Raw genomic sequence first — 16,091 nt, forward strand, 5'->3', positions numbered from 1 at the left:
GCGGCAAATTTTGATTTTACGCCTGTCGTTATCCCAAAACCGCTGCGTAGTTTTGGGCGACATGCAGTAAGGAACCCGCCCATGACCGATACGAAAAACCTTACCCAACTCGGCACCAACGTCGAGGCACCACAGAGCCCTGAAGCGGCAGTCCTGGAAACCGTGCCGTTTGCGCGCGGCGACGGGCCGCCGGCTATCGTGCGCTTCACCTGCCCGGAATTCACCTCGCTCTGCCCCGTAACCGGCCAGCCCGATTTTGCTCATATCGTCATCGACTATGCACCCGACACGCTGCTGGTGGAATCGAAGTCGCTCAAGCTGTTCATGACCTCGTTTCGCAACCATGGCGCCTTCCATGAAGAGTGCACCGTCATGATCGGCCGCCGCATTATCGCCGCGACCAAGCCGTTGTGGTTGCGCATTGGCGGCTATTGGTATCCGCGCGGCGGCATTCCCATCGACGTGTACTGGCAGACCGGCGCGCCGCCGGAAGGCGCATGGCTCCCCGACACCGGCGTCGCGCCCTATCGCGGAAGGGGTTGAGCGGTCTGATGCGATCGTAGTCATTCGCACTGATACTGGCTCAGCGCCCATTCGCCAGTCACCGACAGAAGATCCGATATCTTCCAGCCGCCATCCACCTTCCTGAGCTTCCACTCCAGCCGGTGCGCATTGCCCTCGACGGCGAAGGCGACGACCACCTTGGCCTCATCGCCATTGACCGCTTCGATGGTCTTCAGGCTCTTGTCGATCGCAAGCTTATCGTAATCGGCATTGTCGAGCGCCATGTTGGGATCGAGGCATTCGCCCTGCCCCGATTTTCTGAGCGCATCGCTCTTGTCGAGCACGGTCTTGGCCGGGTCGATGAAATTCTTGCGCTCGGCCAGGTCGAGCTCCAGCCCGAGATGCTCGTAGAACGGTTTCACCACCGCCGTCGGCGACCCCGGCAGTACCGGTGCGGCCGGTGCCGGCGCCGGCGGGTTCGCGGAAGATGTGTCGGCGGGCGGGTTGCCGGCGCCGCCGGAAGGCGCGTTCTGCGGCGGCGCGCGAAACAGATCTTGCGCCAAGGCGCCGCCGTTCAGCCCGGCAGCCGGCATCGAGACCAACGAGAGTGCCAGGACAAGGCGACGAAGCACGACATCACTCCGCCGAACCGGGCATGCACTCCAGCGCGCTGAGCGTCCAGCCGCTGGATTTGGAAGCGATGTCGGCGACCTTCCATTTGCCGTCGACCTTCCTGAGAGACCAGACCATTTCGCGTTTGGAATCGTCGCCTTCCGGGAAGAGATTGAAGGTCACCGTCACCTCGGCGCGTTCGCCATCCACCGCCTCAGACAGCTTGAGCGTCTTGGCGACGGTCTTCTCGTCGTAGTCCTGCGCGTCAAGTCCGGGGGCGAAGTCGATGCAGGGCACTTCATCCGGTCTGTTCTTCTGCGCCTGGTCGTTGAGATCGAACAGCCTGGTCACCGGCTCGGTGAAGCGGTCGCGGTACTTCGCGTCGGCCTCGAACTTCACTTCGGGCACGTAGAAGAACTTCACGGCATTTGAAGCCGGGCCCGCCAGGGCGGCGGCCGGCACGGCAAGAGAAAAGGCAACGGCCAGCACTATCGGTTTCATCGGGGCTCTCCGGGCGATCGGCGGCGAACTGGCAAGGTCCAGTACCACGCACCCTGCATATCGGCTTTTTTGCGGCTCCTGAAGTCCTGGAGCGCCAGCCCCCGACGCTCAGCCAGAAGTTCTGAAGGTCTCTGCAGTTCCGCAGTGCGACCGCTCCGGCGGTCGTGGCGATGCGGGCCGAGGGCTCGATCAAGCCGTCGCAAAAGAGTCGGCAACTGCGATTCAGAAATCGGTGAGACGGGAACAGATCCCTGACGAGCACAATCAATCAAGGCCAAGTGCCACCTTGCGCCCGTCATGAATGGCAAATGCCGCCTGCCTGGAGGCGGTACAATCGCCGATAGAGGTATGCCCGATACCGCGCCTTTCGAGTTCGATGGACAGGCTGTCCTCCGCCATATTGGTGGCGGCGAAGACCAAAGCGTCGGCCTCTAACTCTTGCTCGGTCCCGTCGAGCAGCGAAGCAATTCTGGCCGTCTTGCCATCCCAGTGCACGACGGCGCTCTCGGTGACAAACTTGACCTTCAGCCCGGCGAGCGCTCGACGCAGCGGCGCGTCCACGGCCATTCGCTGGAGTTCTTTGCCAACCAGGGCGTCGGGTGTCACGATTGTCACGGCGTGACCGTCCTCGGCGAGTTTCCAGGCGGTGCCACATCCTTTCCAGTTGCCGCCGTCGTCCAGGATAATCACACGTTTTCCCGGCCTTGCCTCCCTGGCCATCACAGCTTCGGCAGAGAGAGCCGGGCCGCCACCCGGAATGCTATCCCATTGCGGCAGTGCCCTTTGGAAAGCCCCGGCTTGCGGCAAGGAGCCGGTGGCGACAATGACATGATCCGCACCCTCGCGCTCTACATCCTCAGCTTCGACATACTGACCGTACCGCACGTCCACCTGAAGCTGGCTAAGCTGGCGCTGATACCAACCGATGAGATCCAGGATTTGCGCCCGGCGCGGCTGTAGACCGGCAAGTCGGAATTGCCCCCCGAGGCGGTCCGATGCCTCGGCCAGCGTGACACGGTGACCCCGCTCGGCTGCCACACGCGCAGCTTCGAGACCGGCCGGACCCCCGCCAACGACAAACACATATTTCGGCCGAACGGCCGGGGAGAAGCGGTCGCCTCCCCATTCCCATTCTCGTCCCGCCGACGGATTGATCACGCAGCTGATCCAGTAGTCGCGGCTGCGTCGGCCCCAGCACATCTGGTTGCAGGACAGGCACCCGCGGATGTCCTCGTGCCGTCCGGCGGCAGCCTTTGCGGCAAGGTGCGGATCGGCGATCTGACCGCGGACGATGGAAACGAGGTCGGCGCGGCCTTCACTCAGCACGCTCTCGGCGTTTTCAGGAGTACGAATGTGGCTCTCGGCGGTGATCAGCGCGTGGTTCACGGTCGATTTGAGTACCGCCGCGAGGTCCGCACCGAGCTTTTCCGGATAAAAGAAGGTTGGCATGATCTTGTAGAAATCGAAGTAGGAACCCGATCCACAGGTGACATAATCCATCAAGGCGTCGCGGTCGTGCACGTCGATTATCTCGGCCAACGCTTCTCGCTTCAGCGCCACCTCGACTTCGGGTTCGTCGTTGATCGCCAGACCAATGATGAAGTCCTCGCCGCATTCCCTGCGGATGCGGGTCATCACCTCGCGGCTCATGCGCGTCCGATTTTGAAGGCTGCCGCCCCATTGGTCGTCTCGGCGGTTCGACCAAGGCGTCCAGAACTGGTCCAGCATCGAATGGTACGCGGCCCAGACCTCGACGCCGTCGAATCCGGCCTCGCGGCAGCGGCGTGCTGCCTGTACGAAGCCGTCGATCGTCTCTTCGATCTGGCGCTCGGACATTCGATGCGAACCGTCGGAGTCGTGATAACTCGGCAAGCCTGAAGGCGACCAGCCAGCATGGAACGAGTTATCCGCGTCCGCGTGTTGACCGACATGGTAGAGCTGCTGGATGGCGATGGCGCCATTGCTGCGGATCGCCTCGGTTACTTTGCGAAAATGAGGAACGACGCTGTCGTCACAAGGGCGAAAGTTACCGCGCGTCAGCACCGCAGCCTGATGTACAGGCATCGGCTCGACCACGATCATGCCGGCACCGCCGATCGCCCGTTCGGCATAGTAGCCGACATGGCGCTCGGTCGACAGCCCATTCTCGGCCATGTTCGCGGTATGCGCTCCAAACACGATCCTGTTGCGCAGCGTTTTGCCACGCAACGTTGCTGGCTCGAATAGACGCTTGAAGGCCCGCTCAGACATATGCCCTCTCTCGTTCAACGCGCGACAGCATGGCGAATACTGGCCCGATGCCGATCAGATCGGACTGCTGTGCTCAAGCGTGGTCAACGTCGTGCCTGCACTTCATCGCTATGCTCTGATTGTTGATCGAGCCGCGCCGTCGCCCCATCGAGTGCCAGCGCGGCTTGTTGCCAAGCTTTGGAAATTACGCGTCCAGCCAGACGTTCTGGAGATCCATTTCGAAGGTCTGGTGGACAGCGTAATTCTTCACCTTCTTGTCCATATGGCTGAACAGCTTCTGCCAGAACGGCTGAACGATAACGCCCGAATCCTGCAGGATCTGCTCGACGTCCTTCATAACCTCGCGCCGCTTCTCCACATCGATGAGTGAAAGAGCCTGCTTGAGCTTGGCGTCGAAATCGGGATTCGAATATGCCGATTCATTCCAGGCCTCGCCGGTGCGATAGCCGAGCGCCAGCACCTGAACGCCAAGCGCGCGCATGTACCAGATCGTCATGGAATAGGGATATTTCGTCCAGTCGTTCCAGAAGGTCGACCCTGGAAGCACCGTGCGCTTCACCTTGATCCCGGCATCGCGCAACTGGCCGGCAATCGCGTCGCCGGTGTTCTTTTGCCAATCGTCCTCAACGGTGATCAGTTCATGCTCGAAATCGGCCTGTCCGGCCTCAGCCATCAGCTTCTTGGCGCCCGCCGCGTCGCGCGTCTTTTTCGGCAGCGGGTAGTATTCCGGATGGATTGGACTGACATGGTGATTTTCACCTGGGGTGCCTCGCCCGGCGTAGCCAAGTTGGAGCACGGCATTGTTGTCGACGGCCATCTGCAGGGCGTTGCGCACCCGTTGGTCGTCATAGGGCTTGTGCGTGATGTTGGTCCGGGCAACGAGCGTCGTCGCGGTCGCGACCTCGGTCTTCTCCAACCCCATCTTGTCGAGGATGTCGATGAAGTCGGCGGGCGTCTCGAAATTGAGGTCGATCTCGCCGGACTCGAACGCGTTCACCGAGGCGTTGAAGTCGGTGCCGTAGTCGATGAATTCGACGCTATCGAGCGGCGCTTCACCACCCCACCACTTGCCGTTCTCGCGGCGCTTGACGACGGCTTTCTGGCCGACATCGTAAGAGACGAGCTCGAAGGGGCCAGTGCCGATCGGCTTCTTGATAGGATCCGCACCGTCGGCGTCGAAATTGCGGTGGACCACCAGCGCCGGATAGTCGGTGAAGTTGGGGATCAGCGAGATGTCAGGCTCGTTCAGCTTCAGCTTGACCGTGCTGTCGTCGACCTTGCTGATCGCGCCATCCTTGGCCTTGCCGGTCTTCTCGTCGATCAGCGCACCGACGCGGGCGGCCATGGAATTGCCGGCCGCACCCTTCTCGCACCAGCGCGTCAGGTTGTAGACCACGTCATCGGCGTTGAAAGCATCGCCGTTGTTCCAGGTGATGCCCTTGCGCACATGCAGCACGTATTCGGTGGCGTCGTCGTTGACATCCCAGCTTTCGAGCAGGACCGGCTCGAATGTGAATTCGCGCGTATAACGGACAAGCGGCTCCAGCCAGCAGCGCGAGATGTTCGCAAGCTCCACCCAGTCGTAAGTGCGCGGATCCTTCTGTGCCTTCACCGACATCGAAACGTGCAGCGTTCCGCCTTTCTTCGGTTCTTCGGCCAAGGCCCGTTCCGGCACGGCAAGGCCGATCATGCCATAGGCAAGCGCTGTCGATGCCCCAAAGGCGCTCGCCAGTGCCAGAAACTCGCGCCGGTCCATACGACCTGAGCGGGCTTCGTGCGCCATCGCCTCGATAGCATCCGGCACGCGATCACCGTTGCTTCTGAAGAGTGCCATTTTTTCCTCCCTGTGGTTCCCGTTGGGTCTTCGCCCGTTGCATCAACTAACGCTGTCCGGCAGCCGCTCCTCGCGCTGCGCGATGAAATCTCTCAGGCCATCGGCGACGCCTTGATCGAGCTTCGGCTCCTCGTAGTCCGCAAGCATGTTGCGCGCTTTCTCGCGGCCGCGGGTGTCGTGGTCCTTTGCCCCTTCGGCCTTCCACTGTTCGAACGAATTGAAGTCCATGATGCTCGGTATGAAGAAGGCGGACTGGAAATGGTCGAGCGTGTGCTGGGTGCCGAGGAAATGGCCCTGCGGCCCCACCTCGCGGATTGCCGCCATGGCCTCCTTGAAATCGTCGAACGGGAGCCCGCCGGCGTATTTGTACCAGCCGACAAGCTGTTCGCAGTCCGTCGCGAATTTCGAATAGCCGCAGGTCAGGCCGGCCTCGAGCCATCCGGCCGAGTGCCAGATGTAGTTGGCGCCGGCGAGAATGGCGGCATGCATCAGCATGTTCGCCTCGTAGCCCGCCTGCGCATCGTTCAGCTTCGACCCGACATGGAAGCCCGACGTTCGCCATGGCAGCCGGTATTTGCGCGCCAATGCTCCCATCAGATACATCATCTGGGCCGCCTCCGGCGTGCCGCCCATGGGCGCGCCGGTCTTCATGTCGACCGTCACCATGAACTGTCCGTAGATCTGCGGCGAACCCGGACGCAGCAGCTGGGTGAAAGCGATGCCTGCCAGCGCTTCGGCGTTGACCTGCGCGACCGCTCCCACGGCGGAAGCCGAAGTCGAGGCGCCGCACAGCGCGAAAGGCGCCAGGATCAGCGGCTGGTTGTGGCGCGCATAGACCTTCATCGCGTCGAGCATGGTGGCATCCCAAACCAGCGGCGAGTTGCAGTTGGTGATCGCCACCAGGACCGGGTTGTCGCGGACAAAATCCGCGCCGAAGACGATGCCTGCCATCGCCATCGTATCTTCGGCCCGATCCTTTGATGTCACGATGCCCATGAACGGCTTGTCGGAGTGCTTTAGCGCCGAATGGATGATGTGGAGGTGGCGCTTCGGCACCGCAATTTCCATCGGCTCGCAGATGATCGAGCTCGACGAGTGCAGCGCTGGCGCCATATAGGCGAGCTTGTGGAAATTGTTGAGATCGGCGAGCGTGCCATAGCGTCTGTTGTTGTCGAGGTCGCGCACGTAAGGCGCGCCATACATCGGCACGAAGATCGAGTTGTTTCCGCCCACCTGCACGGTGCGCTCAGGGTTGCGCGCATTGAGCGTGAATTCCGACGGCACCTTCGAGACGAGTTCCATCAGAAGGGCGCGGTCGATTCGCACTCTCGTTTCCGAAACGTCGGCCCCCGCCGCCTTCCACATCGCGATCGCCTCGTCGTCGCGGAACTCGCATCCTACCTCTTCGAGGATGGAGAGCGACTCCTCGTGGATCAGTTCGACCGCCTCGTCCGGGACCATCTGATAGACCGGAATTTTGCGGACCAGGGTTGGGAACGACGTGACCGGAGCGCCTCGCAGCGCCTTGCGTCCCAGGCGGCCGCCGCTGCGACGGTTGGTGTGTTCGGTCACTTCAACGGCCGGTGCGCTCATGGCAACTCCATCCTCCCAGGGTCAGTCAACTTAGCGAGACGTAATATCGCTGTGACGCTGGAAAATCCTGATCTCTTGTATAAACTCAGCTTATGCGAAGCCTACGCCATCTGCTGCCGTCGGCCGGCAGCCTGATCGTCTTCGAGGCCGCCGGGCGGCTGTCGAGCTTTACCGCCGCTGGCAGGGAGCTCGGCATGACGCAGGCTGCCGTGTCCTATGCGATCCGCGGCCTTGAAGAGCAGCTCGGCGCCAAGCTCTTTCAGCGCCGCCATCGGCAAGTCAGTCTTACCGAAGCCGGCGACCGCTTTCATGCCGATGTCTCGCTCGGCCTGTCGCACATCCGCAAGTCGGCAGAGGATCTGCGCCTGCAGGCGACCGGCGGCCATGTGACGCTTGCCGCGTCGACCGCTTTCGGTTCTTTCTGGATGATGCCACGCCTGCAGCAGTTCCGCGACGAACTGCCAGGCATTGATCTGCGCATCCAGACCGCCGACCGCGATCTCGACATCATCGCGGAGGGTATCCCGCTCGGCGTGCGCGGCGGCGAGCCCAGGGAATGGGCCGACTATCACTCGCTGCCGCTGGCCGACGAGGAGATCTTCCCGGTCGCGGGCGCCAGCTATGTGGCGCGGTTCGGGCTTCCCGATACCGTCAAGGCTCTTGCCGTCCACCGCCTCATTCATCTCGAAGAGCCGTTTCGCGAGGCGGCGAGCTGGGAGGAGTGGTTCGCGTCAGCCGGCACCAGTCTCAGCGAGGCCGATGCCGGGCGCGGCCTGCGCATCAACGACTATGCCCTGGTGATCCAAGCGGTGATGGAGGGGCAAGGCATTGCGCTCGGCTGGCGGCACCTCGCCGAGCGGCTGCTGGCGTCAGGGCTGCTAGTGCGGGCAACGGATCACGTCATGACCACTGGCAAGGCGTTCTATGTCATCTGGCCGAAGAACCGCGAACTCAGCGACAATGCCCGCAAGGTGCGGGACTGGCTGGCTGCGCAAGCATGAGGCTATGCCAATCGTGCTTGGTCAAACCGTCACGACGATCTTGCCGAACTGCTCGTTCGACTCGAGAAAGCGATGCGCCTCGACGATCCGGTCGAAGGGAAAGGTTTTGGCGATCGCTGGCCGCAGCGACCCCGACATCAGGCCGTCGAGGATGAACGCCTTGGCGGCCTCCAGCTTCGCTGGATTGCCAGTGATTTCGTGGACGAGATAGCCGCGCAGCGTCAGCGTCTTGGCCAGCACGGCGAACAGCGGAAACGGCGTCGGCTCGGGGCTCAAGCCGCCATATTCGATGAGAATGCCACCCCGGGCCATCGCCGCCGTCAGAGGCGCGAAAATCGGGCCGCCGACCGCGTCGACCACCACTCGGATGTTGTCCGGGCCGGCGATTTCCTTCAGCCGGGCTTCCAGATCTTCGCCCGCTGAAGCGATGACGTGAGCCGCGCCGAACTCAAGCAAGGCCTGCTTCTTGGCAGATGTCCGCGTGACTGCGATCGGTGTCGCACCAACGATGTTGGCAATCTGGATCGCTGCAAGTCCAACACTGCTCGATGCCGCGGTGATGACGACAAAATCCTCCCTGCCGAGCTTGGCGATGTCGATCAGTGCGCCATAGGCGGTGAGATATTGCATCCAGACGGCTGCCGCCTCTTCCCAGCTGAGCGACGGCGGGTGTTTGACCACGAGATGCGCGGGATATGTGGCGATCTCGCCATAGGCGGGCCAGCAGGCCATCGATAGTGGCGGCACGACGCTGACGGCGTCACCTGGCGCAAAACCGTCCACGCCTTCGCCGACCGCTTCGACGACACCCGCTGCCTCAAGGCCAAGACCGGATGGCAACGGCGGCGTCTGGATATAAGTGCCCGAACGCAGCAGCGCCTCGGCCCGGTTAAGGCCCAACGCCTTGACCCGGATCCGGATCTCGCCTCGACCTAGCGCGGGAATGTCGAGATTCTCGATGCGCAGAACCTCGGGACCACCATGCTCATGAAAACGAACAACACGTGCCATCCGGCCACCACTCCAAAATGCTTGAACCGAATACGCTATGCCAGCGGCCATCTGGCAGATAAATAGCTGCTTGGGCAGGACAGTAGAAACTGAGAGTTTTGAATATGGATCGCCTTACGAGCATGGCCGTATTCGTCAAAACCGTCGACCTAGGCTCGTTCGCGGCGGCTGCTGCCACTCTCGATCTGTCCGGGCCGATGGTCGGCAAGCATGTCCGGTTTCTCGAAGAGCGTCTGGGCGTGCGCCTCATCAACCGGACCACACGCCGCCAGAGCCTGACGGACTTCGGGCGCGCCTATTATGAGCGCTGCCGGACGGTACTGGCTGAAGCCGAGGCTGCGGATGCATTGGCGGCCGATCAACTTTCAGAACCACGCGGAAAGCTGCGCGTCATCATGCCGGTGCATTTCGGCCGGCGCTGCGTTGCTCCGATCCTGCTGGAGTTGGCGCAGCAATATCCCGCGCTCGAACTCGACCTGTCGTTCAGCGATCCCCTCGCCGATCTTGCAGAGGATGGCTGCGACCTTGCCATCCGGACCGGCAATCTGGAGGATCAGGCAGGAGTGATGGCGCGGCGCATCGCGCGCCAGCGCATGGTCGTCTGCGCGTCGCCATCCTATCTCGATATGCATGGATGGCCACGGCAGATAGAGGATCTCGGCAGGCACCAGGCCATCATCTACCGCCGTTCGGGCCGTGTCGTTCAACCATGGCTGTTTCCGCGCAACGGCCAGCCCGCGCTGGAAGTCATGCCCGTCAGCCGGCTGCGGCTCGACGACCTCGATGCGATCGCCGATGTCGCGGCCGCCGGCATGGGACTTGCCTGGCTGCCATACTGGCTGGTTCGTGAGCGTATTCAGGCCGGCGCACTGGTCGTGCTGCTGCCAGACCAGCCGGGATTTCTTTACGACGCCTATGCGCTATGGCTGCAGACACCCCACTTGCCGCTGAAGGTTCGTCTTGCCGTGGACGCGCTGGCGACAGCACTGCCCAGGCTCATGACGTGAAGAGTGCGGTCAGCCGCCCGGATTCCTTAATTCTACCCCTCCCGCATGGGCCGCGAATCCGCCTATAGTGCTCCTATGCCCATTCGCCAGCTCTCCGAAACGATGATCAACCAGATCGCCGCCGGCGAAGTCATCGAGCGTCCGGCAAGCGTGGTCAAGGAGCTGGTCGAGAACGCACTCGACGCCGGCGCCACCAGAGTCGAGATCGTCACCGCCGGCGGCGGGCTGAACCTGATCCGCGTCACCGATGACGGCTCGGGCATTCCCGAGCAGGAACTGGCGCTGGCGATCGCGCGTCATTGTACCTCCAAGCTCGCCGACAACATTCACGACATCCGCTCGCTCGGCTTTCGCGGCGAGGCGCTGCCGTCGATCGGCTCGGTGGCGCGGCTGTCGATCCGCTCGCGCACGGCCAACGGCGACAGCGCCGCCGAGATCGGCATGGAGGGCGGACGCGTGTCCGCCGTCAAGCCGGCGGCCGCCAATCGCGGCACCACGGTCGAGGTGCGCGACCTGTTTTTCGCCACGCCGGCGCGGCTCAAATTCATGAAAGGCGAGCGCGCCGAAAGCTCGGCGACCAGCGATGTGATCAAACGCATCGCTATCGCCTTTCCCGCCGTACGCTTCACGCTGGCCGGTTCCGATCGCTCGACACTGGAGCTGCAGGCGACCGACGGCAGCCAGGAAGGCCGGCTGCGCCGCGTCGCGCAAGTGATGGGCGCCGACTTTCCGGAGAATGCCATCGCCATCGACGCCGTGCGTGACGGCGTGCATCTCGCCGGGCACGTCTCGATCCCGTCCTTCAGCCGTGCCAACGCGCTGCAGCAATATGCCTATGTCAACGGCAGGCCGGTGCGCGACAAGCTGATCGCCGGCGCCATCCGTGGCGCCTTCGCCGACGTGCTGCCGCGCGACCGCCATGCGGTGACGGTGCTGTTCCTGACGCTCGATCCGGCAATCGTCGACGTCAATGTCCATCCGGCCAAGGCCGATGTCCGCTTCCGCGATCCGGGGCTGGTGCGCGGGCTGATCGTCGGCGCCATTCGCGAAGCGTTGGCCAATGCCGGCATCCGTGCTGCCACATCAGGAGCCGCCGGCATGATGGCGGCATTCCGGCCGGGCGCGGCGTCCTATGCGCATGCCGGCCCGGCCAATGGCCACCGTAGCTACGAGGCGGCCTACCGGGCCTCCGGCTCCACCGGTTTCGATCCGGCCCGCTCGTCGCAGCGGCCCCTGGACATGGGATTTGAAGAGACCGCACCAGGAAATGGCGGCTTCGGCGAAACCGATCAAGCGGCGTTCGACGCCGGACCGCTTCACAGCGCCGACGCGCGGGCCGGGCAAGACGAAGCGGTGGAGACGCTGCTTGGCATGGCGCTGGGCGCCGCACGCGCCCAGGTGCATGAGAACTACATCGTCGCGCAGACCAGGGATTCCCTCGTCATCGTCGATCAGCATGCAGCGCATGAGCGGCTGGTCTACGAGGCACTGAAGAACGCGCTGCATTCGCGCGCCGTGCCTTCGCAGATGCTGCTGCTGCCCGAGATCGTCGATCTGCCGGAAGAGGATGCCGAGCGGCTTGCCACGCACTCCGAAACGCTGGCCCGCTTCGGCCTCGCCGTCGAGCGCTTCGGCCCGGGTGCGGTCGCGGTACGCGAGACGCCGTCGATGCTCGGCGAAACCAATGTCCAGCAGCTGGTGCGCGACCTTGCCGACGAGATCGCCGACAACGACACGGTCGACACGCTGAAAGAGCGACTGGACAGGATAGCCGCGACCATGGCCTGCCACGGCTCGGTGCGTTCCGGTCGCCTGCTGAAGCCCGAAGAGATGAACGCGCTGCTGCGCCAGATGGAGGCGACGCCGGGCTCCGGCACCTGCAACCACGGCCGCCCGACCTATATCGAGCTCAAGCTCGCTGATATCGAGCGGCTGTTCGGCAGGCGCTAGCTTGAATGCGAAAAGAGCCGCTCTGCGGCGGCTCTTTGAGTCACCCCAAGCGTTTGAATCACCTATTCAAATTCACCACGATCACGCCGCCAAGCGCCAGCGCTCCACCGAGAATGCCGAGCAGTGTCGGTACCTCGCCCAACCAGAAAAAGCCGATCAGCGTCGCCACCGGCGAAACCAGATAGAGGAAGTTCGAGGCGCGCGCCGCCGGCAGCCGGGAAAGTGCCGTTGCCCAGGCGGCGTAGGCGATGAGGCTCGGCACGATGCCGAGAAAGATGACGGCGCCAAGGCCGGCGGTGTCGGCGACCGCTGCTTGCGAGAGTGCGTTCGGCAGGAATGGTGCAAGGCAGAGCGCGCCGAGCACCATGTTGGAAGCGGCAATGGTCAGCGGGTGATGGCGGGCAAACAACGGTTTCTGGACGATGGTGTTGACGGCCGAGCACAGGGCTGAACCAAGCACCAGCAGCGCACCGATGTTGAAATGCAGGCCCTGCCCCTCGCCCATGGCTATAATTCCGATGCCGGCGAAGGAGATGGCGGTGCCGGCCCAGGCCATGCCCGAAAAGCGCTCGCCGAGCAGCGCCATGGCCATGATGGCGGTGAAGATCGGGCTGACATTGATGATGAAGCCGGCCGCACCCGCCGAGACCGTCAGCTCGCCGAAATTGAGCATTGCCGTGTACAGCGCGACGAAGATGGCGCCACCGAAGGCAAACCGCCACAATTCGTCGAGCCGGGGCAGCGCCGGCCGCTTGACGGCAAGGAAGATCGCCGCCGGCACCGCCGCGATGGCAAAGCGCAGCGCGCCGAGTTCCAGCGGATCGAAGGCGGCGAGACCGGCGCGGATGGCCGGGAAAGCGGAGGCCCAGCCGATGACTGTGAGCGCCACCGCGATGGCCGCCGTGGTATCCATGCGCTGTGTCGGATTCAACGTGCCGGTATAGACGCTCATCTCGCTGTCCTTGCTCTTCGATGCCATGAAGAGAGAAAACGCCATTCCGGGGCGGTTGACAAACGACCAAATCGAGAGCCACCTGTGAGTATGGATCACAGCTCAGAACCGATGCTGCCGCTAGAGACCTTGCGCGCCTTCGACGCCGCAGCGCGAACAGGGAGTTTTTCTGCCGCCGCAGAAAAGCTCAACCTCACCCATGGTGCCGTCAGCCGGCAGATCGCCAAGCTCGAGGACTGGCTCGGGCTGAAAGTGTTCGACCGTGGCGCGCGCGGCGTCTCGCTCACCATCGAGGGGACTCGCCTGCATCTGCGGACCACCGAAGCCTTCTCGCTGATCGCAAGCAATTCGGACCGTTGGATCGAGCCGCGCGGCACCGCGGTGGTGCGGCTGGCCTCGATCCCCTCGGTCAGCGGCCTGTGGTTGATGCCGCGTATGGCCGCGCTTGAGAACAACCCCAGCAAGCTGCGCATCGTGCTCGATGTCGACAACCGCCAGGCCGACCTTGCCGACGAGGGCATCGATCTTTCGGTCCGCTGTGGACGCGGCCGTATTCCGGGCCGCGTCTCGGTGCGGCTTTTCGAGGAACATGTTTTCCCCGTCGCCTCGCCGGAACTCGCCAAGGAAATCGGGCGCGGCGACCCGGCCCGGCTGCTCAAATTTCCGCTGATCAACGATTCCGACGCCTCGGCCTGGCGCGCCTGGTTTGCCGCGCAGGACATGGACTACCGCCCTCGCCCGCAGGACCGCCGCTTCGAGGACTACAATCTGGTGCTCGATGCGGCAGCCCACGGGCTTGGCATCGCGCTGGCACGGCCACCACTGACCGTGGATCAGCTAAAGTCGGGCCGCATCGTCGCAGCCGACCAGCGCAGCGTTCTGAGCCCAATATCCTACTGGCTCGACCGGCCGCTGGGACGACCTCGCGCCGCCGCAGCCGAGCTCGCCCGGCGCATCGCGATGCAGGCCGGGCTGCCGGCGGAGAAGATCGAGGATTTCATCGTGGCCGAACAGTAAGATGCCCGGCGTCCGCTTTGCCGGCTTGCTAGGCTGGTTGTCGTGCAAACGGAGCCGACTAAACCCAACCTGCCTCGCTCCAAGCTTGACCTTGCCGGCAATTTGTGGCGATGACATCGTCATGAACCTTGGCTCCATGTCATGATGAACCGTTTCGAAGGCCCCGGCGGCAAGGAAGCCCGTATCCGCTACCTGGACGGCGACTTCCAGGTGACCAGCCCCGGCGCCTTCGTGCGCTGCGCGGTCACCGGCGAAAGCATCCCGCTCGATGAACTCAAATACTGGAGCGTCGCCAGGCAGGAGCCCTATGTGAGTGCCGCGGCCTCGCTGCGCCGCGAGATCGAGGCACATCCCGAATTGCGCAGCCGACGGTAGGACGCCAGCGCAGAACGAAACCTGTTCTGTAGCGATCCGTCGCGCCCCCCTCTGCCCTGCCGGGCATCTCCCCCTCAAGGGGGGAGATTGGCAGTTTCGGCGCTACGCCCTTTCTTGCAACGATGGAGATTGGCGAAGGCCCGAGATGACAGCTGATCTCCCCCTTGAGGGCAGGGCAATCGCATATGGCGCTCCCCCTCTCCGTCTCGGCTTCGCCGAGCCACCTCTCCCCCACTTTGTGGGGGCGAGGAACCAAGCTTTCCATGGCTGCGAGCTCGGCGATTGGCGCTCCTCGCCCCCATGAAATGGGGGAGAGGTGGCCGCGCAGCGGCCGGAGAGGGGGCTGGCGCTGCCATATGCGATTCCCCTGCCCTTGAGGGGGAGATGTCCGGCAGGACAGAGGGGGGCGCTGTCCCGCTGCATCAAAGGTCGGCATCGCCGCGACGCTGGAAAATCACCCCCGCAACTTGCGCTGCCGCCAAGCATCCAGCGTCTCTTCGATGATGCGTTCGGGCACGTGGTCGGGATCGAACACGGTTTCAATCTTCAGCACATCGAGCTGTCGGAGGAAATCAGCGAGCGCGGCATCGTGGCGCAGCCGGGCGGCGTCCTTGGCGGTGGTGATGAGGGCAAGTCCGGCACCTCGCGCTGTCGTTGCCAGTTCGGCAAGCTCGTCCTCGCCATAGAAATGATGGTCCGGAAACGACCGGGTCAGCACGACTTCACCGCCAGCTTCACGGACCGTGTCGAAGAACTTGTCGGGATGGCCAATGCCGGCAAAGGCCAGAAACCGCTTGCCGGCCAGCCCCGCCGTGCTGCTTGGCCGCGTATACGCCTCGAAGATCGGCCGGCCGGCACGCGCCGCCTGGCGCACGACCGCGTCGGCAGCAAGGCCCTCGCCCATTTTCAGCAGCGCGCTGGTGAACACCAGCTGGTCGACGATACCAGCCCTGAGCGGACCGCCAGGAATGACGCGGCCGTTGCCGACGCCATAGCGCGCGTCGACGACGACCAGCGCGTAATCGATATGGATGCGCGCGCTCTGGAAGCCGTCATCCATGATCAGGAAATCACAGCCATGCTTTTCCAGCAGAAGACGCGCGCCGGCTGCGCGATTCGGCGTCACCGCGACCGGTGCGTGCTCGGCCAAAAGCAGCGGCTCGTCGCCGACATGCTTGGCGGCGTCGTGATGCGGATCGACGACATGAGGCTGTGCGAAGGAGCCGCCATGGCCGCGCGACAGGAAACCGGGATTGAGCTGCATGCGCCTCGCCTGTCCGGCGAGCGCGATCGCCACCGGCGTCTTACCGGTGCCGCCAACGGTGAAGTTACCGACGCACAGCACCGGCGCCCCAACTTTTTCACGTGCCGCCGAGCGCATGCGGCGGCCGGCAACGAGGGCATAGATCGCGGACAGCGGCGCCAGCGCCAGCGCGCGCCAGTCCGGTTCTTCCCACCAGAAGGGTGGTGCTTCGCTGGCCACC

At 63.6% G+C, this 16,091-nt stretch carries 14 protein-coding genes; 6 read left to right on the forward strand and 8 right to left on the reverse strand.

The window, feature by feature from the left end; genetic code table 11:
* Positions 1–81 precede the first annotated feature (81 nt).
* Entirely contained in the window at positions 82–543 is a 462-nt protein-coding gene (queF, locus tag ABID19_RS26425; protein WP_354493852.1) for a preQ(1) synthase, read from the forward strand.
* 20 nt (positions 544–563) lie between these two features.
* Here the strand turns inward: queF and ABID19_RS26430 are convergent, their stop codons facing one another.
* The 5 genes from ABID19_RS26430 to ABID19_RS26450 form a co-directional block, all read right to left on the reverse strand.
* Positions 564–1,136 (reverse strand): hypothetical protein, encoded by a 573-nt coding sequence (locus ABID19_RS26430; RefSeq protein WP_354493853.1) that lies wholly within the window; start codon positions 1,134–1,136, stop codon positions 564–566.
* A 4-nt stretch (positions 1,137–1,140) separates the two neighbouring features.
* On the reverse strand, positions 1,141–1,617 hold the full coding sequence (locus tag ABID19_RS26435) for a DUF3828 domain-containing protein (RefSeq protein ID WP_354493854.1): 477 nt from the start codon (positions 1,615–1,617) through the stop codon (positions 1,141–1,143).
* Positions 1,618–1,881: 264 nt separating this feature from the next.
* Positions 1,882–3,867 carry an oxidoreductase gene (locus tag ABID19_RS26440; RefSeq protein WP_354493855.1) on the reverse strand — a complete coding sequence of 662 codons (1,986 nt, stop codon included), beginning with the start codon at positions 3,865–3,867 and terminating at the stop codon, positions 1,882–1,884.
* A 184-nt stretch (positions 3,868–4,051) separates the two neighbouring features.
* Positions 4,052–5,701: an ABC transporter substrate-binding protein gene (locus ABID19_RS26445; protein ID WP_354493856.1), complete on the reverse strand. Its 1,650-nt coding sequence runs from the start codon at positions 5,699–5,701 to the stop codon at positions 4,052–4,054.
* 42 nt (positions 5,702–5,743) lie between these two features.
* A complete protein-coding gene (locus ABID19_RS26450) occupies positions 5,744–7,294 on the reverse strand; it encodes a trimethylamine methyltransferase family protein (protein WP_354493857.1) in 1,551 nt (516 codons plus the stop codon).
* A 92-nt stretch (positions 7,295–7,386) separates the two neighbouring features.
* On the opposite strand from ABID19_RS26450, the gene ABID19_RS26455 reads away from it, so the two are divergent.
* Complete coding sequence (locus tag ABID19_RS26455; protein ID WP_354493858.1) at positions 7,387–8,295, forward strand: LysR substrate-binding domain-containing protein; 909 nt, start codon at positions 7,387–7,389, stop codon at positions 8,293–8,295.
* Between the two features lie 21 nt (positions 8,296–8,316).
* Here ABID19_RS26455 and ABID19_RS26460 read toward each other — a convergent pair whose 3' ends face one another.
* Positions 8,317–9,306 (reverse strand): zinc-dependent alcohol dehydrogenase family protein, encoded by a 990-nt coding sequence (locus ABID19_RS26460; RefSeq protein ID WP_354493859.1) that lies wholly within the window; start codon positions 9,304–9,306, stop codon positions 8,317–8,319.
* A gap of 104 nt (positions 9,307–9,410) precedes the next feature.
* Between ABID19_RS26460 and ABID19_RS26465 the strand changes: the two genes are divergently transcribed.
* Together ABID19_RS26465 and mutL are read left to right on the forward strand one after the other, a co-directional pair.
* The gene (locus ABID19_RS26465; protein ID WP_354493860.1) at positions 9,411–10,313 is read left to right on the forward strand and encodes a LysR family transcriptional regulator; all 903 of its coding nucleotides are present in this window, start codon (positions 9,411–9,413) and stop codon (positions 10,311–10,313) included.
* A 75-nt stretch (positions 10,314–10,388) separates the two neighbouring features.
* A complete protein-coding gene (gene mutL, locus ABID19_RS26470) occupies positions 10,389–12,263 on the forward strand; it encodes a DNA mismatch repair endonuclease MutL (RefSeq protein WP_354493861.1) in 1,875 nt (624 codons plus the stop codon).
* Positions 12,264–12,321: 58 nt separating this feature from the next.
* Here mutL and ABID19_RS26475 read toward each other — a convergent pair whose 3' ends face one another.
* Positions 12,322–13,215 (reverse strand): DMT family transporter, encoded by an 894-nt coding sequence (locus tag ABID19_RS26475; RefSeq protein ID WP_354493862.1) that lies wholly within the window; start codon positions 13,213–13,215, stop codon positions 12,322–12,324.
* 90 nt (positions 13,216–13,305) lie between these two features.
* Here ABID19_RS26475 and ABID19_RS26480 point away from each other — a divergent pair, with 90 nt between their 5' ends.
* Together ABID19_RS26480 and ABID19_RS26485 are read left to right on the forward strand one after the other, a co-directional pair.
* A complete protein-coding gene (locus ABID19_RS26480) occupies positions 13,306–14,232 on the forward strand; it encodes a LysR substrate-binding domain-containing protein (RefSeq protein WP_354493863.1) in 927 nt (308 codons plus the stop codon).
* 141 nt (positions 14,233–14,373) lie between these two features.
* A complete protein-coding gene (locus ABID19_RS26485; RefSeq protein ID WP_027153867.1) occupies positions 14,374–14,607 on the forward strand; it encodes a DUF2093 domain-containing protein in 234 nt (77 codons plus the stop codon).
* A gap of 454 nt (positions 14,608–15,061) precedes the next feature.
* Here the strand turns inward: ABID19_RS26485 and lpxK are convergent, their stop codons facing one another.
* A complete protein-coding gene (gene lpxK, locus ABID19_RS26490; protein ID WP_354493864.1) occupies positions 15,062–16,090 on the reverse strand; it encodes a tetraacyldisaccharide 4'-kinase in 1,029 nt (342 codons plus the stop codon).
* Position 16,091 lies beyond the last annotated feature (1 nt).

Source organism: Mesorhizobium robiniae (assembly GCF_040545535.1).
Taxonomy (GTDB): domain Bacteria; phylum Pseudomonadota; class Alphaproteobacteria; order Rhizobiales; family Rhizobiaceae; genus Mesorhizobium; species Mesorhizobium robiniae.

Coding starts and splice junctions, on each gene's coding strand:
- queF (WP_354493852.1), top strand. CDS start 82: ATGACCGATACGAAAAACCTTACCCAACTCGGCACCAACGTCGAGGCA.
- ABID19_RS26435 (WP_354493854.1), bottom strand. CDS start 1,617: ATGAAACCGATAGTGCTGGCCGTTGCCTTTTCTCTTGCCGTGCCGGCC.
- ABID19_RS26440 (WP_354493855.1), bottom strand. CDS start 3,867: ATGTCTGAGCGGGCCTTCAAGCGTCTATTCGAGCCAGCAACGTTGCGT.
- ABID19_RS26445 (WP_354493856.1), bottom strand. CDS start 5,701: ATGGCACTCTTCAGAAGCAACGGTGATCGCGTGCCGGATGCTATCGAG.
- ABID19_RS26450 (WP_354493857.1), bottom strand. CDS start 7,294: ATGAGCGCACCGGCCGTTGAAGTGACCGAACACACCAACCGTCGCAGC.
- ABID19_RS26455 (WP_354493858.1), top strand. CDS start 7,387: ATGCGAAGCCTACGCCATCTGCTGCCGTCGGCCGGCAGCCTGATCGTC.
- ABID19_RS26460 (WP_354493859.1), bottom strand. CDS start 9,306: ATGGCACGTGTTGTTCGTTTTCATGAGCATGGTGGTCCCGAGGTTCTG.
- ABID19_RS26465 (WP_354493860.1), top strand. CDS start 9,411: ATGGATCGCCTTACGAGCATGGCCGTATTCGTCAAAACCGTCGACCTA.
- mutL (WP_354493861.1), top strand. CDS start 10,389: ATGCCCATTCGCCAGCTCTCCGAAACGATGATCAACCAGATCGCCGCC.
- ABID19_RS26475 (WP_354493862.1), bottom strand. CDS start 13,215: ATGAGCGTCTATACCGGCACGTTGAATCCGACACAGCGCATGGATACC.
- ABID19_RS26480 (WP_354493863.1), top strand. CDS start 13,306: ATGGATCACAGCTCAGAACCGATGCTGCCGCTAGAGACCTTGCGCGCC.
- ABID19_RS26485 (WP_027153867.1), top strand. CDS start 14,374: ATGATGAACCGTTTCGAAGGCCCCGGCGGCAAGGAAGCCCGTATCCGC.